This is a genomic window from uncultured Pseudoxanthomonas sp., assembly GCF_947498795.1.
Classification (GTDB): domain Bacteria; phylum Pseudomonadota; class Gammaproteobacteria; order Xanthomonadales; family Xanthomonadaceae; genus Pseudoxanthomonas_A.
This window is the reverse complement of the sequence record NZ_CANMLQ010000001.1, coordinates 100474-126361: the sequence shown is the minus strand read 5'-3', so window position 1 is coordinate 126361 and position 25888 is coordinate 100474. Positions and strand designations below refer to the sequence as shown.

At 62.0% G+C, this 25888-nt stretch carries 22 protein-coding genes; 12 read left to right on the top strand and 10 right to left on the bottom strand.

What is annotated here, in order from left to right; all coding sequences use genetic code 11:
- From Q0907_RS00610 to Q0907_RS00600, 3 genes are read left to right on the top strand one after another with little or no spacing between them, the layout of a single operon-like run.
- Nucleotides 1-810, top strand: coding sequence for an ABC transporter ATP-binding protein (locus Q0907_RS00610; protein ID WP_296279577.1), 810 nt, complete (start codon nt 1-3; stop codon nt 808-810).
- A 3-nt stretch (nt 811-813) separates the two neighbouring features.
- Nucleotides 814-1740 carry an MlaD family protein gene (locus tag Q0907_RS00605; protein ID WP_296279576.1) on the top strand — a complete coding sequence of 309 codons (927 nt, stop codon included), beginning with the start codon at nt 814-816 and terminating at the stop codon, nt 1738-1740.
- Entirely contained in the window at nt 1737-2366 is a 630-nt protein-coding gene (locus Q0907_RS00600; RefSeq protein WP_296279574.1) for an ABC-type transport auxiliary lipoprotein family protein, read from the top strand. The genes Q0907_RS00605 and Q0907_RS00600 overlap by 4 nt, the downstream gene beginning before the upstream one ends.
- 15 nt (nt 2367-2381) lie before the next feature.
- Here Q0907_RS00600 and Q0907_RS00595 read toward each other — a convergent pair whose 3' ends face one another.
- Nucleotides 2382-3005, bottom strand: coding sequence for an alpha-ketoglutarate-dependent dioxygenase AlkB (locus Q0907_RS00595; protein WP_296279572.1), 624 nt, complete (start codon nt 3003-3005; stop codon nt 2382-2384).
- Between the two features lie 82 nt (nt 3006-3087).
- Between Q0907_RS00595 and Q0907_RS00590 the strand changes: the two genes are divergently transcribed.
- Nucleotides 3088-4698 (top strand): electron transfer flavoprotein-ubiquinone oxidoreductase, encoded by a 1611-nt coding sequence (locus tag Q0907_RS00590; protein WP_299340470.1) that lies wholly within the window; start codon nt 3088-3090, stop codon nt 4696-4698.
- A gap of 7 nt (nt 4699-4705) precedes the next feature.
- A complete protein-coding gene (locus Q0907_RS00585; protein WP_299340468.1) occupies nt 4706-6763 on the top strand; it encodes a glycoside hydrolase family 99-like domain-containing protein in 2058 nt (685 codons plus the stop codon).
- A gap of 88 nt (nt 6764-6851) precedes the next feature.
- Here Q0907_RS00585 and Q0907_RS00580 read toward each other — a convergent pair whose 3' ends face one another.
- The 3 genes from Q0907_RS00580 to Q0907_RS00570 form a co-directional block, all read right to left on the bottom strand.
- On the bottom strand, nt 6852-10010 hold the full coding sequence (locus Q0907_RS00580) for an FG-GAP-like repeat-containing protein (protein WP_299340467.1): 3159 nt from the start codon (nt 10008-10010) through the stop codon (nt 6852-6854).
- 254 nt (nt 10011-10264) lie between these two features.
- The gene (locus Q0907_RS00575; protein ID WP_299340465.1) at nt 10265-10900 is read right to left on the bottom strand and encodes a CoA transferase subunit B; all 636 of its coding nucleotides are present in this window, start codon (nt 10898-10900) and stop codon (nt 10265-10267) included.
- Nucleotides 10900-11631 carry a CoA transferase subunit A gene (locus Q0907_RS00570; RefSeq protein WP_299340464.1) on the bottom strand — a complete coding sequence of 244 codons (732 nt, stop codon included), beginning with the start codon at nt 11629-11631 and terminating at the stop codon, nt 10900-10902. Before Q0907_RS00570 ends, Q0907_RS00575 begins: the two co-directional genes overlap by 1 nt.
- A 112-nt stretch (nt 11632-11743) precedes the next feature.
- Here Q0907_RS00570 and Q0907_RS00565 point away from each other — a divergent pair, with 112 nt between their 5' ends.
- The 7 genes from Q0907_RS00565 (at nt 11744) to Q0907_RS00535 (ending at nt 19406) form a co-directional block, all read left to right on the top strand.
- Complete coding sequence (locus Q0907_RS00565; protein ID WP_299340462.1) at nt 11744-12676, top strand: hypothetical protein; 933 nt, start codon at nt 11744-11746, stop codon at nt 12674-12676.
- Between the two features lie 73 nt (nt 12677-12749).
- A complete protein-coding gene (locus Q0907_RS00560; protein ID WP_296279563.1) occupies nt 12750-13496 on the top strand; it encodes an electron transfer flavoprotein subunit beta/FixA family protein in 747 nt (248 codons plus the stop codon).
- Nucleotides 13496-14437: an electron transfer flavoprotein subunit alpha/FixB family protein gene (locus tag Q0907_RS00555; RefSeq protein WP_299340460.1), complete on the top strand. Its 942-nt coding sequence runs from the start codon at nt 13496-13498 to the stop codon at nt 14435-14437. Before Q0907_RS00560 ends, Q0907_RS00555 begins: the two co-directional genes overlap by 1 nt.
- 64 nt (nt 14438-14501) lie before the next feature.
- Nucleotides 14502-15038: a hypothetical protein gene (locus Q0907_RS00550; protein ID WP_299340458.1), complete on the top strand. Its 537-nt coding sequence runs from the start codon at nt 14502-14504 to the stop codon at nt 15036-15038.
- 142 nt (nt 15039-15180) lie between these two features.
- Complete coding sequence (locus Q0907_RS00545) at nt 15181-16545, top strand: phosphomannomutase (RefSeq protein WP_299340456.1); 1365 nt, start codon at nt 15181-15183, stop codon at nt 16543-16545.
- Between the two features lie 17 nt (nt 16546-16562).
- Nucleotides 16563-17972, top strand: coding sequence for a mannose-1-phosphate guanylyltransferase/mannose-6-phosphate isomerase (locus Q0907_RS00540; RefSeq protein ID WP_299340454.1), 1410 nt, complete (start codon nt 16563-16565; stop codon nt 17970-17972).
- 3 nt (nt 17973-17975) lie between these two features.
- Nucleotides 17976-19406 (top strand): UbiA family prenyltransferase, encoded by a 1431-nt coding sequence (locus tag Q0907_RS00535; protein ID WP_299340453.1) that lies wholly within the window; start codon nt 17976-17978, stop codon nt 19404-19406.
- On the opposite strand, the gene Q0907_RS00530 is transcribed toward Q0907_RS00535, so the two are convergent.
- From Q0907_RS00530 to gmd, 6 genes are read right to left on the bottom strand one after another with little or no spacing between them, the layout of a single operon-like run.
- Nucleotides 19403-20536 (bottom strand): glycosyltransferase family 4 protein, encoded by a 1134-nt coding sequence (locus Q0907_RS00530; RefSeq protein WP_299340451.1) that lies wholly within the window; start codon nt 20534-20536, stop codon nt 19403-19405. The two genes, Q0907_RS00535 and Q0907_RS00530, sit on opposite strands and share 4 nt — an antisense overlap.
- 3 nt (nt 20537-20539) lie before the next feature.
- Nucleotides 20540-20890, bottom strand: a complete 351-nt coding sequence (locus tag Q0907_RS00525) for an EamA family transporter (RefSeq protein WP_299340449.1) — start codon at nt 20888-20890, stop codon at nt 20540-20542.
- A 44-nt stretch (nt 20891-20934) separates the two neighbouring features.
- Nucleotides 20935-21633: a class I SAM-dependent methyltransferase gene (locus Q0907_RS00520; RefSeq protein WP_299340446.1), complete on the bottom strand. Its 699-nt coding sequence runs from the start codon at nt 21631-21633 to the stop codon at nt 20935-20937.
- A gap of 46 nt (nt 21634-21679) precedes the next feature.
- Complete coding sequence (locus Q0907_RS00515) at nt 21680-23917, bottom strand: hypothetical protein (protein WP_299340444.1); 2238 nt, start codon at nt 23915-23917, stop codon at nt 21680-21682.
- Nucleotides 23918-23957: 40 nt separating this feature from the next.
- Complete coding sequence (locus tag Q0907_RS00510; RefSeq protein WP_299340441.1) at nt 23958-24860, bottom strand: NAD-dependent epimerase/dehydratase family protein; 903 nt, start codon at nt 24858-24860, stop codon at nt 23958-23960.
- Nucleotides 24844-25881 (bottom strand): GDP-mannose 4,6-dehydratase, encoded by a 1038-nt coding sequence (gene gmd / locus Q0907_RS00505; protein WP_299340440.1) that lies wholly within the window; start codon nt 25879-25881, stop codon nt 24844-24846. Before gmd ends, Q0907_RS00510 begins: the two co-directional genes overlap by 17 nt.
- Nucleotides 25882-25888: the final 7 nt, after the last annotated feature.

The following is a 25888-nucleotide window of genomic DNA, read 5'->3' as shown; positions in this document are numbered from 1 at the left end:
ATGACCGATGAATCCCCCATCATCCAGGTGCGCGGACTGGCCAACCGCTTCGGCGCACAGACCGTGCACGAAGGCCTGGACCTGGACGTGCGTCGCGGCGAGATCCTCGGCGTGGTCGGCGGGTCCGGCACCGGCAAGTCGGTGCTGATGCGTTCGATCCTGGGCCTTCGCCAACCCGACGAAGGGCAGATCACCGTGCTCGGGGAAGATGCGCGTTCGGAAGATCCGGCCGCGCGCCAGCACATCGAGCGCAACACCGGCGTGCTGTTCCAGGATGGCGCCCTCTTCTCGTCGCTGACCGTCGGCGAGAACGTGCAGGTGCCGCTGAAGGAGCATCACCCGGAACTCCCGGACAGCTGGCGCTACGAGCTGGCGCTGTTGAAGGTGAAGCTTGCCGGCCTGCCGGCCGATGCGCTGAACAAGCTGCCGTCGCAGCTGTCCGGCGGCATGCGCAAGCGCGCCGGCCTGGCGCGGGCACTCGCGCTGGATCCGCCGCTGCTGTTCCTCGACGAGCCCACCGCGGGCCTGGACCCCATCGGTGCGGCCGCGTTCGACCGTTTGATCAAGACACTGCAGGAAGCGCTCGGCCTGACCGTCTTCCTGATCACGCACGACCTCGACACGCTGTACGCGATCTGCGATCGCGTGGCGGTGCTCGCGGACCACAAGGTCATCACCGTGGCACCGTTGCCCGAGGTGGAGCGCTTCGATCACCCCTGGGTACAGGAATACTTCCACGGCCCCCGCGCACGCGCAGCGCGCGGCGGGCAGCAGGCCTCCGGGCCCCTTCAATCGCAAACGGCGGTCTGATCCATGGAAACACGCGCCAACTACGTCCTCATCGGTGCCTTCACCCTCATCATCGCCGCCGCGCTGCTGCTGTTCGGCCTGTGGGCGGCGAAGTACTCCTCCGAGCGTACCTGGCAGGAATACCAGGTGGTTTTCCGCGAAGCGGTCACCGGCCTGACCGTCGGCAGCCCGGTGCAGTACAACGGCATTGCGGTCGGCTCCATCACCAAACTCTCGTTGGCGCCGAACGATCCGCGCCAGGTGATCGCCCGCATCCGGGTGGAGTCGTATACCCCAGTGAAGACCGATACCCGCGCGAAGCTGGCCATCACCAGTCTCACCGGCCCGACCATCATCCAGCTCAGCGGCGGCACGCCGCAGGCGCCGTCGCTGACCAGCGTTGACACGCGCGAAGCGCCGGTCATCCAGACCGCGCCGTCCGCACTGCAGAACATCACCGATACTGCCAACCGCATCGTCGAGCGGCTGGACCAGGCCCTCAGCGACAAGAACGTCGCCAGCATCACCACCACGCTGGCGAACCTGGAAGCAATGAGCACGTCGCTGGCCAGCCGCGAGGATGGCATCGAGGCCCTGATCGTCAGCGCGCGTGATGCCGCGCAGAACCTGGACAAGACGCTCACCACCACCAACGGCGCCATCGAGCGGCTGGACAAGAACCTGGTGCAGGAGCTGCCCGGCATCCTCGACAAGCTGGAAACCACGCTGGGCAAGCTGGATTCCGCCGCTGGCAATGCTGACGCGATCCTCGGCGAGAACCGAGCCGCCATCAACAGCTTCGCCAGCGATGGCCTCGGCCAGCTCGGCCCCACGCTGACCGAGTTGCGTGGCCTCGTACGCGATCTGCGCCGCGTCAGCGACCGTCTCGAAGGCAATCCCGCGCGCTACCTGCTCGGCCGCGACGCACCCAAGGAGTTCGACCCGAAATGAAGCCGATGCGCCTTCTGTTCGCCCTTCCTGTCTCCCTCGCCCTCGCGGGCTGCTCGATCCTGGGCAGCGAGCAGCGCGACCCGGTCACGATCTACGCGCCCGATGTCAGGGTCGCGCCCGAGCCGGGCTGGCCGCAGGTCGCCTGGACCCTTATCGTGGCCAAGCCCACCGCCGCGCGCGTGATCGACAGCCCGCGCATCAGCGTGCGGCCGACGCCCGGCGAGCTGCAGGTGTATCGCGGCGTCTCGTGGGCCCTGCCCGCGACCGACATGCTGCAGGACGCCGTGCAGCGCACGCTTGAGGATTCCGGGAAGATTCCCGCCGTGGCCAGCGCCGACGCCGGCATCCTCGGCGACTACAAGCTGGTCATGGACCTGCGCCGTTTCGAGGCCGACTACGCGGGTGGCGCGGTACCCGCCGCCGTGGTCGAGGTGAACGCGAAGCTGGTCAACAACCGCGACCAGCGCGTGGTCGCGTCGCGCACGTTCCTGCAAAAGAAGCCGGCCGCCAGCACCGATGTCCCGCAGGTCGCGGACGCCTTCGAACAGGCATTGGAAGCGGCCACTGGCGACATCGCCGGCTGGATCCTGGTGTCGGGCAACAGCGACCCCAAGGCTAACCGCTAGCGGCCCCCCGGAACCTCAGCGCCGACGCGCGGGATCGATCAGGCGGAACGTCAGGTTGATGCGCGGCGCCACCGGCTTCGCCGTGCGTGGCAGCGCATGCCGATAGTGCCTTTGCGTCTCGCCCGCCATCACCAAGAGGCTGCCATGCGGCAGTTCGAACGCCGCCCTCTGCGCGGGATCCTGCCTGTGCTTGAGCAGGAACCGGCGCACGCCGCCGAGGCTGATCGACGCGATGACAGGCGCCGGGCCCAGCTCCGGCTCGTCATCGCTATGCCAGCCCATCGCATCGCGGCCATCGCGGTAGAGATTGGCGAGCACGCTGTTGAACGGCACGCCCAGTGCGTCCTGCAGTCGCGCCCGCAGTCCCGACAGCGCCGGGGTCCACGGATGCGGCAGGAAATCCGTGCCGGAATAGCGGTACACGGCATCCGCATCGCCGATCCATGCGCTCAACCTCGGCGAATCGACGCTGCGGCCGAACAGGCGGATGCGATGCACGCTCCACGGCAGCGACGCCCGCAAATCGGCGAACAGCGTGTCAGCTTCCATGGCCGGCAGCCAGTCGGCATGACAGGCCAGCGATGCGCCCGGCAGCGCCTCATGGCGTCCATCCGGCGAGAGCGGAAGGGGTATGGTCATGCCGTGATGCTCGCGGATTTGCCCCGCTCCGCGCAAACGCCGAAAATGCGGGAAGCCTAACGCCACGCTGGAGCCGAACCCGATGTCCGATGTCGAACGCGATGTGATGGAGTACGACGTCGTCACCGTCGGCGCAGGACCGTCGGGGCTTGCCTTTGCCATCCGGCTCAAGCAACTGGATCCGGATATCTCAGTCTGCGTCATCGAGAAGGCCAGCACCATCGGCGCACATATCCTGTCCGGCGCCGTCATCGAACCCGAGCCGCTCGACGCCTTGCTCCCCGGCTGGCGCGACAACCCGCCGCCGGTCTGCGTGCCGGCCAAGGACGACGAGTTCTGGTACTTCAGCAAGGACGGCGGCCGCAAGTTCCCGGTGGTACCGCCGGGCATGCGCAACCATGGCAACTTCATCGTCTCGCTGGGCGCGATGTGCGCCTGGCTGGCCCCGCAGGCCGAAGCGCTGGGCGTGGAAATCTACCCGGGTTTCGCTGCGTCCGAAACGCTGCACGATGACGACGGCAAAGTCGTGGGCGTGCGCATCGGCGACATGGGCATCGCGAAAGACGGCAGCCACAAACCAGGATACACGCCCGGCATCGACATCCGAGCCAAGGTCACCGTGCTGGCCGAAGGCGCGCGCGGCCACCTGACCAAGCGGCTGGTGAAGCGCTTCGCGCTGGACAAGGACAGCGATCCGCAGGCGTATTCGATCGGCATCAAGGAACTGTGGCAGGTGCCGGAGGGCCGCGTCACGCCCGGCAAGATCGTGCACACACTGGGCTGGCCGGCCAGCAACGACATCTACGGTGGCAGCTTCCTCTACCATCTTGAGAACAACCAGATCGCGCTCGGCTACGTCAGCGGCCTGGACTACAAGGACCCCGAGTACAAGCCCTGGGAGGCCTTCCAGCAGTGGAAGAACCACCCCCTGATCAAGCCGCTGCTCGAAGGCGGGAGCATACTGTCCGCCGGCGCGCGCGCCATCGTCACCGGCGGCTGGCAGTCGCTGCCGAAAGTCGAGATGCCGGGGGCACTGCTGATCGGCGACACCGCCGGCCTGCTCAACGTGCCGAAGATCAAGGGCACGCACCAGGCGATCCGCAGCGGCATGCTGGCGGCCGAGCACCTGGTGGCATCGCAGCTGGCACCCGAAGGATTCGACGCGAAGCTGCGCGCCTCGGACGCGATGGCCGAGCTGAAGTCCGTCCGCAACATCAAGCCCGGCTTCAAGAAGGGCCTGTGGTTCGGCATGGCCAACGCCGCCTGGGAAACCCTCACCGGCGGCCTGTCGCCGTGGACGCTCAAGGTGAAGCCCGACTGGTCCTCGCTCGACAAGGTCGGCGAGCACGAGCAACCCAAGCGCGACTACGTGGACCGCACGCTGGCACCGCGTGATCGCCTGCAGGGCGTTTACTACGCGGCCACCGAGCATGACGAAGACCAGCCCGTGCACCTGCGCGTGCACGACACCTCCGTGTGCGTCACCCGCTGCGCCGCCGAATACGACAACCCCTGTACCCGCTTCTGCCCGGCAGGCGTTTACGAAATCGTCGACGACGGCGACGGCAAGCGCCTGCAGATCAACGCCGCCAACTGCGTGCACTGCAAGACCTGCGACATCAAGGACCCCTACCAGATCATCGACTGGGTGACGCCGGAAGGCGGCGCGGGGCCGAATTACCAGAACCTCTAGGACGCCTGTGGCGACTCCACTGTCACGCCGCCTTCGCACCGGTCTTTTCTACGCGCTGCGAACCGCATTCCGGCTGACGCCGATGCCGCAAGGCACGCGCGACAGACTGCGCGAGCGCTTCCTCGACACGAAGGGCCATTGGGTGCCGGAAGGCCCCAAGGGCAAGGCGCCGACCGGCGAGCTGCCGCGCCGGCCGTACGTGCGTTCCGATGAGCGCGCGATCGGCTACGTGCCCTATGAGAAGGGCGAGCTGCCGGACCCGCTGCCCGCCACGCTCGTCGCGTTCTACCTGCCGCAATTCCACACCATTCCCGAGAACGACGAGTGGTGGGGCAAAGGCTTCACCGAATGGCGCAACGTCACCCGTGCCCTGCCCCAGTTCGAAGGCCATTACCAACCCAAGCTGCCCGGCGACCTCGGCTTCTACGACCTGCGCAACGTCGAGGTCATGCATGAACAAGCCCGCCTCGCCCGCGAGTACGGCATCAGCGCCTTTTGCTTCTACTTCTACTGGTTCGGCGGCAAGACCCTGCTCGAAACCCCGCTACGCAACTGGCTCAACGACAAGACCATCGACCTGAAGTTCTGCCTGTGCTGGGCGAACGAAAAGTGGACACGCACGTGGGACGGCCGGGGCGACGAGATCCTGATCGATCAGAAGCACTCGCCGGAAGACGATATCGCCTTCATCGAGTATGTGGCGGATTACATGCGGGACCCGCGCTATCTGCGAGTTGATGGGAAGCCTATGCTGGTGGTGTATCGGCCCGGTTTGTTCCCTGATATGAAAGCCACTGCGGCACGCTGGCGCGCCTGGTGCATGGACAACGGCATCGGCGCCGTAGAGCTTGCCTATGTCCAGTCGTTTGACGCATCCGACCCCTCGACGTTTGGATTCGACGCGGCAATAGAGTTTCCACCTTTGGGACAATCTCACGCGGCTGATGTGGCACAAGCTCAACTTATCAATGAGCATTTCGCAGGGCGCATCCTGGATTTTCGGGAGATGGCAAGTGCATTCGAGAGAACAGCCAGCTCGTCAGGAAGCAGGGTTTATCCCGGTGTGAATCCCGGCTGGGACAATGAGGCAAGACGGCCGGGGAAAGGACTTAGCTTCCTTCATGCCACGCCGCTGCGATATGAGCGCTGGCTCAGACGCTCGATCGCCAAATCTGACCAGACCCCGCAAAAAATGGGACATGTGTTCATCAACGCGTGGAACGAGTGGGCCGAAGGGGCGACACTCGAGCCCGATCTCATGCATGGCCACGCATATCTTCGCGCGACTCGCCGTGCCTTGGGTGGCATCGGACCATTCGTCGATCCGTCGCGAAGTACCAGGATAGTCCTACATGTATGGTATCTCGACGCGCTCAATGACATCGTCGAGGAACTAGTCGACTGGGAGGATCGACCGCCCTTGTTGATCACCTGCCCCCTGGACCTGGCTGGCAGGGTTGCTATTCATATGCAAAAAGCCGCGTTACCGCATGAACTCGTCGTGGTTCCTAACAGAGGCCGGGACATTCTCCCGTTCCTGCAGCTGGCGTCACGCCTCGCTCAAGAAGGTGTCGCAGTTGTCCTAAAGCTGCATACGAAGAAGTCTCCCCACCTGACCAACGGCGCTGCGTGGCGCAAAGAACTGGTGCAAACCTTGGTACGTGCAGGCAGCGCGGCAATGGCTGAATTCGAGCGCGATCCCACGCTCGGTCTTATTGCCCCGGCTGCCCACTTCCTTCACTTGGACACGTACATGGGATCAAACGCCGCCAAAGTTAGGGCGCTGGCATCCCAACTCGGCCTACTAGACGCCGTCACTGACAAGACTTTCTTTGCTTCCGGCAGCATGTTCTGGGTGAGGCTAGATGCCATTCGGCCTCTACTCGAATCCAGCCTCCGCCCCTCGGATTTCGAAACGGAAGCCGGGCAGCTTGACGGGACGTTAGCTCATGCTGTGGAGCGCCTGTTCGCGGCATGTGTGGATGCGAGCGGTTACCGCATTGCACCAGCCGGAGCCGCCGAACTCGCGAACAGAATTCGCTATCCATATGCGCGAGCCGACTGAGTTCGCCATTCGCGCCATCCCCGACAAGAAGAGCGGCTCGCAACATCGCACTGATGTCGCGAGCCGTTTGTTGAAGAGCCTTCAGGCGTTAGGGCAGCACACCTGCCCGGTAATAACCGGTGATGGAAGCGCCGTTCATCAGCCAATAATCCATCGTGCCAGAGGCCTCGTGATACCAGAACAGATCGGACCTGCCATCAGCGTTCGCATCGCGCGCGCCAAACACGTTCCAACCCGTCGGATAGCTCGAGAATGTGGCTGACGTGAAGCCGGCACCTGCAGCGGTCTTGATCCACATGCGCACATCCGCACCGTTGGCCCAGACAACATCGGCTCGACCGTCGCCATTGAAATCACCAACCGCACGAGGCGTGTAGCCTGCTGTCATGGTGCCACCATTCACGAAGCTGCGGACCACTGGGCCATCCATCAGCCAATAATGCAGGGCACCGGTCGAGTTATACCAGAACAGATCTACCTTTCCGTCGCCGTCGACATCACCCGCACCCACCAATACCCAGCCCGCCGGATAGTTGCCAGCAGATGCCTCGGTGAATCCGGCACCGGCATTCTTCGTCCAGATACGGAGCATGTTGCCATCCGATATCAGGACATCGGAGCGGCCATCACCGTTGAAATCACTGATTGATCTGGGAGTGAACCCAGCAGGCAGCGTGCCCGCCGCGTTATAGGAACGTATTCCCGCTTCGTTCATCAGCCAATAGTGCAGCTCTCGCGTAGTGGGCTGGAACCACCACAAGTCCGCCTTGCGATCAAGATCCACATCTCCCGCACCGGCCGGCGTCCAGCCACCAGGATACAAATTCAGGCTCACGTCGGTTGAATAACTGGTGCCCGCGGCATCCTTGATCCACATCCGAACGTCGGAGAGGCCATTGGCCCAATAGATATCAGCCCGATTGTCGTTGCTGATATCCGCCACGGCGACCGGCGCGTACTTGCCGGCGGTCAACTGGGAACGTCTGAAGCCACGCACAGCCCCGCCATCCATCAACCAGTAATCGATCGTTCCCGACGATTGCTCGTACCAGAACAAATCGGACTTACCATCGCCATCGACATCACCGGCCCCAACGAGCGTCCAGCCGCCGGGTTGGCCGGCGAAGCTGAGGGAGGTGAAGGCCGTGCCAGAGGCATTTTTGAGCCATGCACGTAACTCACTGCCATTGGACCAGACAATGTCGGCGCGGCCATCGCCATTGAGATCGGTCACGGCAAGCACGGAGTAAGCACCGTCAAGCGTACCGCCAGCGTTGAAAGAACGAATGGTGCTTCCATTCATCAGCCAATAGTGCAGCTCGCCAGTCTGCTGATTGCGCCAGAACAGATCGGCACGCCCATCCACGTCAACGTCAGCGGCACCAGCGAAGCGCCAACCTCCGGGGAACGCCCCGATCACGCCTTCAGTGAATGCATCACCGGACGCATTCTTCGTCCAAAGACGGACTTGGCTCGAGTTGTCAGTTAGAACGATGTCAGCGCGCCCGTCACCGCTCAAATCCTTGACTGCAATAGGACTAAAACCGCTGGGAACCGTGCCTCCATTGACAAAACGAACAACGCCAGATTCATTCATCAACCAATAATGGAGGGCGCCGGTCGTGGCGTTGTACCAGACCAAATCACTCTTCCTATCCCCATCGATATCAGCAGTACCTACTAAAGACCACCCTGCCGGGTAAACCGCTGGAATCTTCTGTGTGAAAGACGCGCCATAAGACTTGAGCCATACACGTGTCTGGGTCCCGTCGTCAATACGGACCAAATCAGCGCGACCATCCCCGTTGAAATCACCACCAGCCAGCACAAAGGTAGGATCGGCGACTACACTCTGCCTGAACGCTGCGACCAGCGGGAGAGTCTGATTCAGACTACGCGCGTTGTCCTCGCTATCCACGATACCGCAGGCGAGGTTACCACCTGAACCACAAGTACTCCTGAGCGGCGTTGAGAAAATGCGGTGAGCAATCTGCCCTGTATCACCATACGCCATTACCGTGTAGAAGTTACCGGCGTTCGCAGCGGTCTTGTAACCGAAGGAATATGGGTATCGGCCATACAATAGACCATTCGATGAATTCAGCGAGTTAGCGCGATCGTGCGCCGAACCCATCAAGTGCGCTGCTTCATGGACCAGCGTTTCATCGGCACAGTAGTAGGTCTTACCGTCGGTGCCCTGATCAAAACCATCACTAATTACCGCATATCCCCACGAAGCGTCAGCCGCGGTGATTGCTGTCTGATTGGCACCGTTCAACCATGCAATACCGCAACCTTCGTTCTCGGGGGTATTGAACTTTCGGACCAGCACCGCGATGTCCGCGCCGTACTGTTCACGCGCATTCCGCAACGGCGCTAGGCTAGCGGGCACTACCACAGAAGAACTACCAGTATTACCGGTCAACTCCTGCAGTGCAGTCTGATTAGTATTCGTATTGGTGTAGTTGACCTGCACCAAGTTGACAATTCGCAAGTAGCCGTTGACGCCACTATTGGTAAACGCCTGATTGCCCACTTGAACCAGAAAAACCAGACGAGACGTAGCGGCGGAGGCGCCCCCATTTGCCGTTGCGAACTCCGGCGTATAGCCAATTGCCACGTCCACCGTATTGGCTGCCGTCTGAACAGCGCCCTGCGCGATTGCAGTCGTATTTTGCGTGGTTGGCATCGCTAGGCTAGCAGCCGCGCCCATCGACGAGCGAAGCGCCCTCGCCTCGGGGATCATCACGTCCACATGGCCCTTCGTCGCCGACACCACCTTGGTGGGATCGGTCTGGACCGCGAAGACGGTGCCGTTGCGGGTCTGCAGGCTCAGGGCCGGCTTGCCGTTCGCCTGGGGAATCGAGCCGAACACGGCCTTCTCGCCGAAGGTGATGATGGCTTCCTGCATCGGATCGCCACCGACGACGCGGCCGATCCAGGTCCAGTTGCCGTCGATCTCTTCGACGTGACGCTCATAACGCAACTTGACCTGGCTGCCATCGGGCGAGGGCACGGTCATTTCACCCGTGGCGATGCCCTTGAAGGCGTGCGCTTCGCTGATCGCGGTCGGGAACCAAGTATAGGCGCCCTCCTGCCTGGTAGACTTTGCCTTGTCGGGAAAGGACAGCAGCGCGCCGCGGTCCGGCAAATTCGCGATGGAAGCGCCAATCGCGCGCGCCAGGGGCAGCGACGTCGGCAGCGCGCCGGTCGGCTTGCTGGCGGCGACACCCCGCATCCCTGCCATGCCCGATTCGGGGCTTTCCCCACTGCACCCGGCCAAGACCAACATCAAGGCGCAAGCGCCGACCCGGAGTTTCATACGTACGCCTCTGAGAAAAACGGATAGAGCCCCTGAACCGACACTATAGCCCAGCCCCCGGGCCACAAAACAGCCAACGGGTTCGCCTCTCCGGGTTATCGGCAGCAAAACGTACAGCTGAAAGTCAGGCGTGCGCCATCGCGCAAAAGAAGTGGACGTGCGTCACGACTCGGGGCGACTCAGGCGACAGGCCGGAAGGGTACGCCGGTCTTCGCCACCAGTTCCTCCCCCGTCACACCGTCGGCTTTTTCCACCAGCACCAGACCGTCGGGGGTCACGTCGAACACCGCCAGATCGGTGATGATCCGGTCCACCACGCCCACGCCGGTCAGCGGCAGGTCGCACTGCGGCAGGATCTTGTGGCTGCCATCCTTGGCCACGTGTTCCATCAGCACGACGATGCGTTTGACGCCGGCGACCAGGTCCATGGCCCCGCCCATGCCCTTGACCATCTTCCCCGGGACCATCCAGTTCGCCAGATCGCCCTTGTCGGTGACCTGCATGGCACCCAGCACGGCCAGGTCGATGTGGCCGCCGCGGATCATGGCGAAGGAGTCGTGGCTGCCGAAATAGCTGGCGCCCGCGCGGGCGGTGACGGTCTGCTTGCCGGCATTGATGAGGTCGGCGTCGACCTCGTCCTCGGTCGGGAACGGGCCGATCCCGAGCAGGCCGTTCTCGGACTGCAGCCAGACGTCCACGCCGGCGGGAATGTGGTTGGCGACCAGCGTAGGCAGGCCGATGCCCAGGTTCACGTAGGCGCCATCGGTCAGTTCGCGGGCAGCGCGCTGCGCCATCTCATCGCGGGTCCAGGGCATCACTTGTCTCCTTGGCGGATGGTGCGCTGTTCGATGCGCTTCTCGGGGGTCGGGTTGTGGACGATGCGGTCCACGTAGATGCCCGGCAGGTGGACGTGGTCCGGGTCGATCTGGCCGACTTCCACCACTTCCTCGACCTCGGCGATGCAGACCTTGCCGGCCATGGCGCAGGCCGGGTTGAAATTGCGCGCGGTCTTGCGGAACACCAGGTTGCCGGCCTTGTCGGCCTTCCACGCCTTGACCAGCGACACGTCGGCGATCAGCGCTGTCTCCATGACATACCAGTGCTCCCCGAACTGGCGGGTTTCCTTGCCTTCGGCCACCACCGTGCCGTAACCGGTACGGGTGAAGAACGCGGGAATGCCTGCGCCCCCGGCGCGCAGGCGCTCGGCCAGCGTGCCCTGCGGATTGAATTCCAGTTCCAGCTCGCCCGAGAGGAACTGGCGCTCGAATTCCTTGTTCTCGCCTACGTAGGACGAAATCATCTTCTTGATCTGCCGGGTTTCGAGCAGCAAGCCCAAGCCGAAACCGTCCACGCCCGCATTGTTGGAAATGGCCGTCAGCCCCTTCACGCCACTGTCCCGCAGCGCGCCGATCAGCGCTTCCGGAATGCCGCACAGGCCGAAGCCACCGACCGCGAGCGTCTGGCCGTCGGCTACGACACCCCGCAGCGCATCCGCCGCGCTGGGATAGAGCTTCTGCTTGCCTCCGGAGCCGGGGTTACCCGCCATGGCGTGATCCATTCGATAAGGAAAGCGGCATTCTACCCAGCACCCCGTCGCCGACACAGGTACTTTCGGGCAATGGGAATCCCGCGCGGGACGTGCGCGTACACTGAGGCACATGAAGACCCTTGCCCTCGTCACCGCCGTGGGAGCCACCGGCCACGATGACGACCTCGTACCGCTGCTCGATGCGTGCGCCGACGCCGGCCTGCATGCCCGTGCCGTGGCCTGGGACGACCCCACCGTGAGCTGGGGCCGCTTCGATGCGGCTCTGCTGCGTTCGCCATGGGATTACACCGAACGACTGTCCGAGTTCCTGGCCTGGTGCGAACACGCGGACCGGGTGACCCGTCTGCTCAACCCGCTGAATGTCGTCCGCTGGAACACCGACAAGCACTATCTCGCGGACTTGGCCACCATCGGCATCCCCGTGGTTCCAACCCGGTTCGTCGAGCCCGATGCCGAGCCCATGGACGCGTTGTCCGGATTTCTGGACGAGTTCGATGCACCGGAGTTCGTCGTCAAACCCACGGTGAGCGCCGGCGCCCGCGACACCCAACGGTATGCCCGGGACCAGCAGTTCGTGGCCGGCAACCACATCGGCCGCCTGCTAGAGCAGGAGCGCAGCGTGATGCTGCAGCCCTACCTGCCCTCGGTCGACCAGCACGGCGAGACCGCGCTGCTGTATTTCGACGGCCGGTTCAGCCATGCCGCCCGCAAGTGCGCGCAGCTGCCCTTGGGGGAGACGGCGCGACAGGCGCCCATGGCACTCGGTGAGATCGCGGCAACGGTCGCTCCCCCCGCCGAGCAAGCGCTGGCCGAACAGGTTCTTGCCGCAACCGCGCGCCTGCGCCAGCTCGAGGCGCCTCTTCCGTATGCGCGCATCGATCTGCTGACGGGCGCCGACGGCAAACCGCAGCTGCTGGAACTCGAGCTGACGGAGCCCTCGTTGTTCTTCGCCCAGGCCCCCGGCAGCGCCGCCCGTTTCGCGGCCGTGCTGGTCTCCCAGCTGGCGGACGGTACCGTACGGACTCGCATGGACCCCGCCTGACGGCTAAAATCCCACGCCTGCCCTCGGCCAGCCGCCGCCGGGCCTCACCGTCGCATACAGGAATTCCCTCAGGATGAAGATTCTCGTCGCCTACAAGCGCGTGGTGGACTACAACGTCCGCATCCAGGTCAAGCCGGACGGGTCCGGCGTGGTCACCGACGGCGTCAAGCTGTCCCCCAATCCCTTCGACGAGATCGCGCTGGAAGAAGCCCTGCGCCTGCGCGACAAGGGTATCGCCACGGAAGTCGTGGTCGCCACCATCGCCCCCGCCGACGCCCAGGCGCACCTGCGCAACGGCCTGGCCATGGGCGCCAACCGCGCCATCCACGTGGTCACCGACCAGGCCACCCAGCCGCTGACCGCCGCCCGCACCCTGCTGAAGCTGGTCGAGAAGGAATCGCCGGACCTGGTGATCCTCGGCAAGCAGGCCATCGACGACGACGCCAACCAGACCGGCCAGATGCTGGCCACGCTGTGGGGCCGTCCGCAGGCGACGTTCGCCGGCAAGCTCGACATCGCCGACGGCAAGGCCACGGTGGTCCGCGAGGTCGATGCCGGCTTGGAAACGCTCGAGGTCGACCTTCCCGCGGTCGTCACCACCGACCTGCGCCTCAACGAACCGCGCTTCATCAAGCTGCCCGACATCATGAAGGCCAAGAGCAAGCCGCTGGAAACGATGCAGCTGGCCGACCTCGGCGTCGAATCCGCCGATACGCACAAGACCACGCACTACGCTCCGCCTGCCAAGCGCAGCAAGGGCGTCATGGTGAAGGACGCGGCCGAACTGGTCGCCGCACTCAAGCAGAAGGGGTTGCTGTAATGGCCAAGGTTCTCGTCATCGCCGAACACCTGGACGGCAAGCTCAACGCCTCCACCGCCAAGACCGTCAGCGCAGCCGCCGCCGTGAACGCCGACGCCATCGACGTGGTCGTGCTGGCGGCCGACCCGACGGCCGTCGCCGCCGACGCCGCGCAGATCGCCGGCGTCGCCAAGGTGTTGGCCGTCACCCATGCCGCCAATGCGAACGCCATCGCCCAGGTGCTGGCCCCGCAGATTGCCAAGCTCGCCGCGGGCTACACGCACGTGTTCGCGCCGTCCACCACGTTCGGCAAGGACCTGCTGCCCTGCGTCGCCGCACTGCTCGGCGTCAACCAGGTCTCCGACCTGATGGCCGTGGAAGGCACGCACACCTTCAAGCGCCCGATCTACGCCGGCAACGCGATCATCACCGTTGAAACTCCGGCCGACCAGACCGTGGTCGCGACCGTGCGCACGGCATCGTGGCCGGAAGCCGCCAAGGGCGGCAGCGCGACAGTCGAAGCCGCCAGCGTGGACGCTGCCCTGCCGACGCACACCCGCTACGTCGGCCTGGCCGCCGGCAAGTCCGACCGCCCCGACCTGCAGAGCGCCAAGCGCGTCGTCTCCGGTGGCCGCGGCGTGGGCTCGGCCGAGAACTTCAAGGTCATCTACGCCCTGGCCGACAAGCTGGGCGCCGCTGTCGGCGCCTCGCGCGCCGCCGTGGACGCCGGCTACGTACCGAACGAGCTGCAGGTCGGCCAGACCGGCAAGATCATCGCCCCCGAGTTATACGTGGCCGTCGGCATTTCCGGCGCCATCCAGCACCTGACCGGCATCAAGGACGCCGGCACCATCGTGGCGATCAACAAGGACGGCGAAGCGCCGATCTTCGAGATTGCGGATATCGGGTTGGTGGGGGATTTGTTTACGCTGTTGCCAGATCTTGAAGCCGCATTGCAATAGTCCCTGCAAGCCTCCTCAGTCGAATACCCACGAATCCCCCCCCTCACTTCACACTGACCAAACCATGAAGACCCAATTCGCGATCATTTTCACCGCAACCATCATTCTGGCCGGTTGTCAGGACAAACCCGCTAGCGCCGACGCAGTGGCCACGGATCCTGGCGCCGTTCCCGCTCCTGTTGAGGCGCTTGCCCCAGCGGTGCCGACCACCTCGATCGTTCGTGTGGTGGGGCAGGATGAATTGCCGTCGGAGCCGGGTGTAGGCACCGTCGCCGATGGCAAGATCAGTAGCACAGGCAAAGCCGGCTACCTTGTGTATGGTCCGTACTCGGCATTGGATGCCGGCACGTATCAGGTCACTCTCGATGGCGTCGTCGAATCGCTGCCGGAGGGATCGCACGCGACGGTCGACGTAGTGTCGAATCAGGGCAACAACACGTTGGGCAGCGCCGAGATTGCCAGTGCGCCCGCCGCTGGCGCAGCGCTCGCGGATTTCGTGGCCACCGTCCCGGCCAGCGTCACGGATGTGGAAGTCCGTCTGTTCGTGCCTGAAAACGCGCGCGTCAGCGTTAGCGGGTACCGAGTGCAGCCTAAGCAGTAAGCACTGCGCGGAACCCTTCCCGGTGCGGTGTCAAGTTTCGACCCGCGCGCAGCAGGGGAGGCCTAAATTCCGTTCCTGCCGCGCGTTGTCGTCATTGCCGACGCCTTGGAATGATCGTTTTTCGTCAATCAGAACCCATTACATGCAGTCGCTGAAGTGTTTCAAAGCCTACGACATTCGCGGTCGCGTTCCGGAAGAGCTGAACGAGGCGCTCGCTCGTAGAATCGGAATAGGAATGGCAGCGTTGCTCGACCCGGGCCCCGTCGTGCTGGGTCGCGATGTCCGCCTCAGCAGCCCCGCCTTGCAGCAAGCGCTGGAAACCGGCTTCCGTCATGCCGGGCGCGATGTGATCGATATCGGGCTGTGCGGTACGGAAGAAGTCTATTTCCAGACAGTTCATCGCGATGCTGCCGGCGGCGTCATGGTGACGGCCAGCCACAACCCCATGGACTACAACGGCATGAAGTTGGTCCGGAAGGGTGCGCGCCCAATCAGCGGGGACAGCGGCCTTTTCGCCATCCGCGATTTCGCCACCAGTACGCAGGAGACTGCAGAGCTGAGTGGCGCGCGAAGAATCGAGGCACTGGACAAGTCGGCCTACATCGAACATCTGCTGGGTTACGTTGACTGCAGCGCGCTGAAGCCCTTGAAGATTGTCGTCAACGCGGGCAACGGCGGCGCTGGACTGATCATCGACCTCCTGGCGCCGCACCTACCGTTCGAGTTCATCCGCGTCCAGCACGAACCGGATGGCAGCTTCCCGAACGGTATTCCCAATCCCCTTCTACCCGACAACCGTAGCGCCACGGCGGACGCCGTCAGGTTGCACGGCGCCGATTTCGGTATCGCTTGGGATGGTGATTTCGATCGCTGCTTCTTCTTTGATGCCGAAGGCGGATTCATCGAGGGCTACTACCTCGTGGGCTTACTGGCACAAGCCCTGCTCGCACGCAATCCGCACGACCGGATCATTCACGATCCACGCTTGACTTGGAACACCGTCGAAATGGTGTTGGCATCCGGCGGCACGCCTGTAATGAGCAAGACCGGCCACGCCTTCATCAAGGAACGCATGCGTGCCGAAGACGCGATCTACGGTGGTGAGATGAGCGCGCATCACTATTTTCGAGATTTCGCCTACTGCGATTCGGGAATGATCCCATGGCTACTGATAGCAGGCCTGGTATCGACTACAGGCCAGTCTCTGGCGGGACTGGTCGCTGATCGAATGCGTGCCTTCCCCTGCAGTGGGGAGATCAACTTCAGGGTCGAAGATGTATCCGCTAAGATTCGACGCGTGTTAGACCACTATACATCCTTCCAACCTCAGCTGGACCGCACAGATGGCGTCAGCGCGGACTTCGGCGACTGGCGATTCAATCTACGCAGTTCCAACACGGAACCACTGCTGCGGCTCAACGTGGAAACGCGTGGAAATGCCGATTTGCTCGCCGAACGCACCAGAGAGTTGACGGCGCTCATCGGCGGCGAAACCCCATCCCATTGATTCAAGGACAGTCTCCGATGCTCCCCATCCTTCCCGTCATCCTGTCCGGGGGTTCCGGCAGCCGCCTCTGGCCGCTCTCGCGTGAGGCCTATCCAAAACAGTTTCTTCCGCTTGTTGGCGACAATACGATGCTGCAAGCGACGTGGTTGCGCGTCGCGCCCATCGCCGGACGGAAACCGATCGTGGTGGCCAATCAGGAGCACCGGTTCATGGCCGCGGAACAACTGCGGGAGTCGAATGCCGAACCTGAAGCCCTGATCCTTGAGCCCATGGGTCGCAATACTGCGCCGGCCATTGCCATCGCCGCACTGCAGGCTCTACGCTCGGGCGAGGATGCTCTGCTGCTCGTCCTGCCTTCGGATCATGAGATCAGGGATGAGCAGGCGTTCCAGCGCGCCGTAGGAGCTGGCGCTGGTGCTGCACAAGCGGGCAAGCTGGTGACTTTCGGCATCGTTCCCGCTGGCCCGGAGACGGGCTATGGTTATGTCAAGGCGAAGGCAGGCGATGGCGCCCGTACGGTGGAGCGGTTCGTCGAGAAGCCCGATCTGGCCACGGCGCGTGATTACGTTGCATCCGGAGAGTATTTCTGGAACAGCGGCATGTTCCTCTTCAAGGCTTCGCGCTACCTCGACGAGCTGCGCAAGTTCAATCCCTCGATGATGCACGCCTGCGAGCAGGCACTCGAACTGGCATCCATCGACCAGGATTTCGTCCGGCTGAACCCTGAGGCGTTTGGCGCCTGTCCGAGCGATTCCATCGACTATGCGGTTATGGAGAAGACTCAAGACGCGGTCGTGGTACCCCTGGACGCGGGCTGGAGCGACGTTGGTTCTTGGTCCGCCCTTTGGGATGTTTCCGACAAGGATGCCAAAGGCAATGCCCATCACGGAGACGTCATCGAACTCGACTGCCGTAATACCTATGCTTACGGATCGCGACTGATTGCGATGGTCGGCCTTGAGGATGTTGTGGTGGTCGAAACAGACGATGCCGTCATGGTTGGCCATCGAAATCGCGTGCAGGACATCAAGGAAGTGGTTAATCGGATCAAGCGTGAAGGTCGGAGCGAGGCTGCTGCTCACCGGAAAGTCTATCGCCCGTGGGGCGCTTACGATTCGATCGATAATGGTGCACGTTTCCAGGTGAAGCGGATCACCGTGAAGCCCGGCGCAGTGCTCAGCCTGCAGATGCACCACCACCGCGCCGAACACTGGATTGTCGTCAGCGGCACAGCCGAAGTGACACGTGGCGACGAGATCATTCTGCTTGCCGAGAACCAGAGCACCTACATTCCGCTCGGCGTAACACACCGGTTACGCAATCCCGGCAAGCTGCCCCTTGAGCTGATCGAGGTTCAGTCGGGAAGCTACTTAGGAGAAGACGACATCGTCAGGTTTGAGGACCAGTACGGACGTGCGGGGGACTGACCCGTGAGCAACGCCCAAGACGCGAGCATCACCAGGCCGCTCTGCGTCGACCTCGATGGCACACTTGTGCGAACAGACCTGCTGTACGAGTGCTTCCTTCGGATGGTTTCGGCCAAGCCTTGGTTTTTGATCGCTCTGCCTTTCTGGCTCTTGAAGGGAAAGGCCCATCTAAAACGGCGACTCGCCGCATTTGCAGTCGATCCGACCCTTTTGCCGTTCGATGAGCGGGTCCTGGACTTACTGCGCTTGAGCAGTGATCGCTGCCGCGTCCTGTGCACGGCCTCGGATGCGGACGTTGCGCGCCCTATTGCCGAACATGTAGGGCTATTCGATGCGGTGCTGAGTAGCGACGGCACCACGAATCTCGCTGGCGCACGCAAAGCTGAAAGACTGGTGGAGCTTTTCGGCGAACGTGGGTTCGATTACGTCGCCAATGCGCGCGTGGATGCAGCGGTCTGGCATCACGCGCACTCTGCCTGGGTGGTCAACGGCGACGGCTCCGTCGCAAGGGCAGCCGCCCGCCACGCGCACCTGGCAGCACACTGGCCTGCACAGGGAGGCGGATTGCGGGCTTGGATCAAGGCAATTCGCGTACATCAGTGGCTCAAGAACTTGTTAGTGTTCGTGCCCCTGCTCGCAAGCCACCAGTTCCTCAGTACTGCCCAGTCTGTGACCAGCATGGTCGCGTTCCTAGCGTTCAGCCTGTGCGCGTCGGGCGTCTACTTGTTGAACGACATGTTGGACCTGGACGCCGACCGCGAACATCCGCGCAAGCGACTTCGTCCTTTCGCCTGCGGCCGCCTCTCCCTACGGTCTGGCCTGCTGGCAGCACCTTCGTTGACTGCCGCGGGTCTGGCCCTCGCATGGCTGGCGTCACCGGTCTTCCTGCTTGTCATGGCCGTCTACTTCGTACTAACGTTGGCCTATTCGCTGAGACTGAAACAGATCGTCGTTATCGACGTCGTTACCTTGGCCGCGCTGTACACGATACGCATCGTGGGCGGAGCGGCGGCACTTGATGTAACGCTGTCGTTCTGGCTGCTGACCTTCTCGATGTTCATTTTTCTCAGTCTGGCGATGCTCAAGCGCTACACCGAGCTTCGACTGACACTCGACCACGGCAAAGATGTGCCAAGCGGGCGCGGCTACCATGTTGAAGACATGGCGGTGGTTCAGTCGTTGGGGACCTCGGCAGGCCTGGTGGCGGTACTGGTGCTTTGCCTGTACATCAACGCCCCCGAGAGCCAGTCGCTATACCAGAATCCGCTCTTTCTGTGGTTACTCTGCCCTATCCTGCTGTACTGGATCAGCCGGACCTGGATGCTGGCACATCGCGGAGAGATGCACGATGATCCCGTTGTCTTCGCGGTTAAGGACCGCGGCAGCCTGATAACCGTAGGGTTGGGTGCCCTTGCGGTGCTTGCCGCGATCTAAGGACCAAGGACTCGCGGGTCCTTGGTCAGTAGCGCTTCCTGGAGCTCGAAAAAGCGTCGCTGCGGGTACGCATCAAGTGCTTGGGCACGTACCTCTTCACGACTGATCTTCGTGCGATCCAGAATCGATGCTTCCATCGCTTCTGCGAGCGACGCGGCGTCATTGGCCGGAACAATCCTTCCATTACCGGTATTTCCCACAATCGTGCGAACACCGGGCAGATCCGACGAGATCACGAGTGCGCCACCTAGCATGGCCTCGAGCTGCACCATGCCAAACGCCTCGTAACGGTTCACGCTGGGCAGCACTAGGACGTCCAGCTCGCCGTAGAACTCTTGGAGTTCCTCGTCGCTTATCCGTCCCCTGACTTCAATGGCGCCGCCAAGAGCAGAAATAGCGCCATGTATATCGTCGATTATCCCGCCACCCGCGACGCTGTGTATGTCCCCTACTAGGACCAAGACGACTTCGCCTTCGTGAACACGCTGGACGTCTGCGAACGCTTTCAGCAAGACTGGCAAGCCTTTCTCGGCGACGAATCGACCGACGAATCCAAAACGGAAAACGCCATCGCTCCTACGCGGTCGTTGACTTGCCGGCATGTGCTTCATGGGTGCCAGCACCTCCAGCTGCTTGCTCCTGGAGAAGGTCAGCCAGTCTGACGAGTTCGCGTAGTCCTGCGTGATGACCCCTACCGCGCGGGACCGCCGCACGGCCAGCAAGCATGAAAAGCGCGTGACGGTGACTGCAAGCCGGTCAAGAAGTCCGCCAACGACGGCCATGTCGCACTGATAGTTCACTACCAATTTTTTGCGGGGTAGTAGCAACGAGAGAAAACCCGACTCCAACATCGGCAGGTGAAGATTCACCACGTCGTGGCTATGCGCGAGAGATGCGAAGCGCGCAATGAATCGCCAACTCAGGACGCCCTTATGTAGACGGGCAAAAACTGGCGCCCGGATCACGCGAACCCCATTGATACGATCTTCCGTCGGAAGCGTTGGGTCGTGCTGCGTGGTGAGTACCGTGACCTCGTGCCTATCAGCGAGGTCTTCCGCGAGCATCCGCGCATACTCCGTCACCCCGCTCATATAGGGTGTGTAATACGTCAACACGATCAGGATTCTCATCGGCTAGCTCATTCCTACCAGAACCACGCCGATCACGATCATTGCGATGCCGGCGGCACGAAGCCCACCGACATGCTCACCTAAGAAGGCAACTGCCAGTAATGGAGTGATCACATAGGTCAACGCGATCATCGGTTGGAGTTTCGTGAGCGGCATGAACTTGAGCAGCACGACCCAGGATACAAGCGGGATCACTTGCATCACCATGCCAACTAACAAGATCGGGTTTCCCGTGACCGTCCGGATCAGGACCAGCGCGCCCTCGTTATAGATCACTTTCTCCGCGCCGATCTTGAGCAGCAGAGTGCCGAATGCGCCAAGCGCAACCATGAGTACGACGAGCAGATAGAGCATAAGAGATGATTACCTTTGTACGAATCCCATCATGCGGATGGCGGCTACTCGCGCTTCTCCAATACGTAGATGGCGGACTCGCCCTTCCCGGACGCAACAAGCGGACGCGCGAGCACGAACTGCAGAAGAGTGGGCCAGCCGCGAAGGAAAACCTCAGCCCTACCTAGCCAGCGATACCTATAGGGAAAGTCCCAGAGACCGTCCGCAAACTCTTCAAGGCAAACAAATCCCCGTGATTCGAAGAACTCGCGCCACTGCGCGTGGGTTTTCAGATTTATATGCGTGGGATCGGTGAGCGCAATCCAATCTTTGCCTTTTTCGCGAGCCGCATTCCCACCTGCATCGGGGGTGACTAGAAGCAAGCGCGCACCCGGAACGAGGATTCTTCTCCACTCCTTAACCACCTGATCCAACCCTTCGTCAGGGATATGCTCAATCACGTGCAAAGATACAATGCCGTCCAAAGAATTGTCGGGCAACTCGTCGAACGAGGCATGGATCGGCAGGCCCGTTACCTCATGCGCGTGCTGCCGCGCCCAAGGACTGATCTCCAGCCCATGGGCCTCGAAATGCTTGGCGAGGTGGCGCAGGAAGAATCCAGGGCCGCAGCCGAAATCCAGCAAGCGCGTTCCGGGAATGTAGCGGCGGGCCAGGCGTGTGAACAGCCGCAACGCGGGACGATCGCCGCCTTGGCCATTGCCTTCGTAGTAGGACTCACTGAAAGGGCTGGATTTCTCGCTCACGGTTGCGCCTCACGGCCGCCAGGTTCGATAGTAGGCATTGGCCGCATTACGGCGCTCCTCTGAGCATCAGCCCACAATGGACCTGTGCGCCGGACACACTGGCAAACAGTTCGCGGCCATCAGACGACAAGCCAAGCGCCTGGGGTGACTTGACTTGCCAGTTCGGGCGGAGCATCACGGTAGAACGACCGGCGCCCAGGGGAACAGTCAGTCTCTCGCGCTGCACAAAGTCAGTAACAGCTCGCGTGGCGCCATTCACAATTACGTCGATACGTCCATCGCTTGGTGGCTGGAACGGCGCTACGTCAAGAACGAGTTGTGAATGCTTGCAATCGGGCGGCACCACAACCTCGAAGGTGAACGCGCCTGAGGTCCAGCAATGCTGCTGCTCGCACTGGTGCCAACCTTTACCAGCCACGACCGACGGAAGCTGCCCATCCCTCAATGAGTACATGGCGAACGTAGCGTCTTCCCGCACTGGAGGAGTGACTGGAAGCGTCGCGGAGTTGGCGCCCGGTTGCTTCAGCACGAGAAGCCAGTCAGGAGAATTGGCTTTTGCCAACGTGCCTTCGAAGAGGGCGTCGCTATAGCCCTCGGGTAGCTGTCCGCTAGCAGCCAAGCGTGCACGCGCTCCCCGCTGGTGCAGTTCTACGATGGCGAAATCCTGCTTTACGTACTTTTGCGGTCCACGGACTGCCGCTGCGTCGATGATGACTTCGTCACCCGGTTGCGGGAGGCGTAGCGCTTCGGCCAATGCGTGGGTGAGCGCCGCAGGAGCATGCGAGACAATGATGGCGCGGGCTCGTACAGCGTATGCCGCCGACAACGCATACGTAACAGCGATCACCACCAGTACCAACGCAAGGGAATGTCGCCGCTGGGCCCGGCGAGCCAATAGCCACGCGAGCAAGGCGGCCCACGCTGGACCCAGGACCTGGATCAGCTTGTGCTCTCCATACTGATAGCCCTGCCATTGGATGTACCCGACCATCAACGCGCTTATCAACAGCAGTCCGCAGAAGAAGCGCCAACGCTGCTCCCGCGCGGCCAAGTACGTGACGACGAGCATCAAGACCATCCCGACAGCTACGGCATCCGTGGTCACCGGCGGTTGCGCGGTCATGAGGAGCCCGCCGAAGGGGGCTCCCAACCATGACCACCACGGTTGATGAATGTACCAACTCGGCCAGTCACCCTGCGACACGATGCCACTGACCTGTCGGTAAGAAGCAAAGAGCTCTGGCAAGTGCCGATTCAGAACCAACGCAAATGTGGCTAACGTCAAAGCGGCGCCCACTAATAACATCCGCCACGAGCGAACCCGGCGTGCCGTGACCACCACTGACACGGCAACGACAAGGCACGCATGCACGGCTGCTTCGCCGTACACAATCCCTGCGCACCCGGCCGATGCACCTAGAATGACCCATTTAACGGGCAGCGACACCATCGGAGCCAGCCCCCACATCACTACCGCGACGAGCAGCGCGGCCACGAGCGCAGTGCCGATATTTTCGTTCACGACCGCAAGCATGAGACCAGTACAGCTCATGCAGAGCATCACCAGCAGGACCGTCAATGCGCCGCCACGGGGCCACCAGCGTCCACTGCCGAAGCGGCCAGCCAACCCCGGGAGTAGCCCAAGCAACGGAAACAGCGCGCCGATACCCACCATAGAGCGGACCTGGTTTGGTCCGGGATCAGGGACCAGGCTGGATGCGAGCGCCAACAATGTATACGCTCCGCCGCGTTGGACAACGCAGCCGTCGCCAATGAACTGCATGCCCTGTCCGCATCTACCCAACCCCCACGCTTGTGCGACAGAGTCCTGATTCACGGCCAAGGAATTCTGAAACGCCCATTGGGTGCCTCCGTAAAAGAAAACCAGATCATGGTTGGTGCCTTCTAGCATCCAAAGGTGGCGCCCGGCGAACGCCAGATCCCAAGCTGCCACCAACAAAGTGATGCACAGCCAACCGACAAACAGGCTCCACAGTATGGCGTGCGCCAACGGGTCGTTGCGCCCGCGGCGGAACGCCAGGAAAGCCCCCATGGATCCAACAGCGAGCAGTACAGGAAATAGATAGCGGCCCGCTACCCATCCATTCGCATTGAGCAATAGCGCCAGCACGAGCACGCTAGCCAGCACCAACCCCTGAACTTCGCTGCCTCCTAAGAATGTCCATGGCGTCCGGCGTCCTGCAAACGATAGGGCCCCAGCGGTCCCAACGATTGCAATGACCATTGCCAAACCAGGCGCAATAATCTGCCAAAAATAGATCATCGGTCCACTCGTCTGACTGTTCCGCCCGGCACTTGACCTCTCATGCCTGCTCGCCGGCCTTATACATCCAGCGCAGCATTTCCTTGAGATCGAACGCCGGAAGCTCTCCGACTCTGCTTCGCAAATGGGTATTGTCGCCACGGAGTGACTTGATCTCATTCGCGCGTACGAAGGAAGGATTCACCCTGACCTCGATGTCTCGCCCCGATACTTCGCGCATCATCCCGATGATCTGGTCAAGCGAATACTCCTTCCCCGAGCAGACGTTGTAAGTGTCGCCCGCGCCCTGTAGCGCCAAAAGCCGGAAGTAGGCCTCGGCAACGCAACGAACATCATAAAAATCGCGCGAGACATCGGTGTTGCCCAGCTCAATCACCGATTGACCGCGACGGAAATGCGACACAATCTTGGGGATTAGGAACTTCTCGGTCTGTCCGACGCCGGTGTAGTTGAACGGACGCACGACCGTCAAGGGCAAGGCATAGCGCCACAACGAAGCCATCGCTTCCATTGCCATCTTGCTGACAGCGTAGTCATTCTGCGGAGAGAGCGGCGCCCTTTCGTCGAGGACTCCGCTCGCGTTGCCATAAACATTGGCACTACTAGCCAGAAGTACGTTCGAGGGAGTGACCGGAAGGCGCGCGAGGGAATCCAGCAGGTTGCGAGTACCCGCCACGTTGACGGAATAAATCTCCTCCGGGTCGCCATGCGCGACAAACGAGATGGCAGCAAGATGCACGACGAGTTGCGGAGCAACCTCGAGAACGCGGGCCGACAGAGCGGCCCGATCCAGCAGATTGATCTGTGTACCACCCCGCTCCGCGCGGAGATCGTGCACTTCGCAGCCAGCGGCAGCCAAGCGATCAACGACATAGCGCCCCGTGAAGCCGGACGCACCGGTAATCAATACGCGTTTACCAGTGAGATCAGAATGAAAAGCCACGCTCGTTTCTCTTGAGGTCGGCTTCAACCATCATCTGGCAGAGCTGCTCGAGACTTGTCTGAGGCTTCCAGCCCAACACGCGCTCGGCCTTGCCCGGATCGCCGATAAGCAGGTCGACTTCAGCCGGACGATGGAACTTCTGGCTGACGCGCATGACTGATTTACCCGTGGCGGCATCAATACCAACTTCATCAAGATCCTTACCGCTAAAGTCCACATCGATGCCTGCCGCCCTGAAGGCCATGCGCACGAAGTCACGTACGGTCTCTGTTCGGTTGGTGGCGAGAACAAAGGTGTCAGGTTCATCCGTCTGCAGCATTCGCCACATGCCGTCAACGTATTCCTTGGCGAATCCCCAGTCGCGCTTCGCATCCAGATTGCCGAGTTCGAGAACGTCAAGCTGACCAAGTTTGATCTTCGCAACTGAATCCGTGATCTTCCGCGTAACGAACTCGCGACCACGCAGCGGACTTTCGTGATTGAACAAGATGCCGCTGGAACCGAAGATGTTGTAGCTCTCCCTGTAGTTAATCGTCATCCAGTGGGCATACAACTTCGCGACGCCATACGGACTCCTGGGGTAGAACGGCGTATCCTCTTTCTGCGGAACCGCCTGCACCTTGCCAAACATCTCAGACGTGGATGCCTGATAGAACCTGATTCTCGGATTGACCAAGCGGATGGCTTCAAGGAGGTTCAAGGCTCCTACACCAGTGATCTGGGCGGTCGTCGTCGGCTGATCGAAACTGACACCAACGAAGCTCTGCGCCGCGAGATTGTAAATCTCGTCCGGCTCGACTTTCTGCAGCATCGCCAGTGAAGCGCCGAGATCTGTCAGGTCGTACTCCCTCAGGTGCAAGTTGGGATGGTTGGTCACACCGAGTTCGTCAAGCCTCCAGAAATTTACCGAACTGGTGCGGCGGTAAGTTCCATGTACCTCGTATCCCTTCTCGAGCAGCAACTGGGTGAGATAAGCACCGTCTTGGCCGGTAACCCCGGTAATGATCGCCTTCTTCGTCATCGTTGAT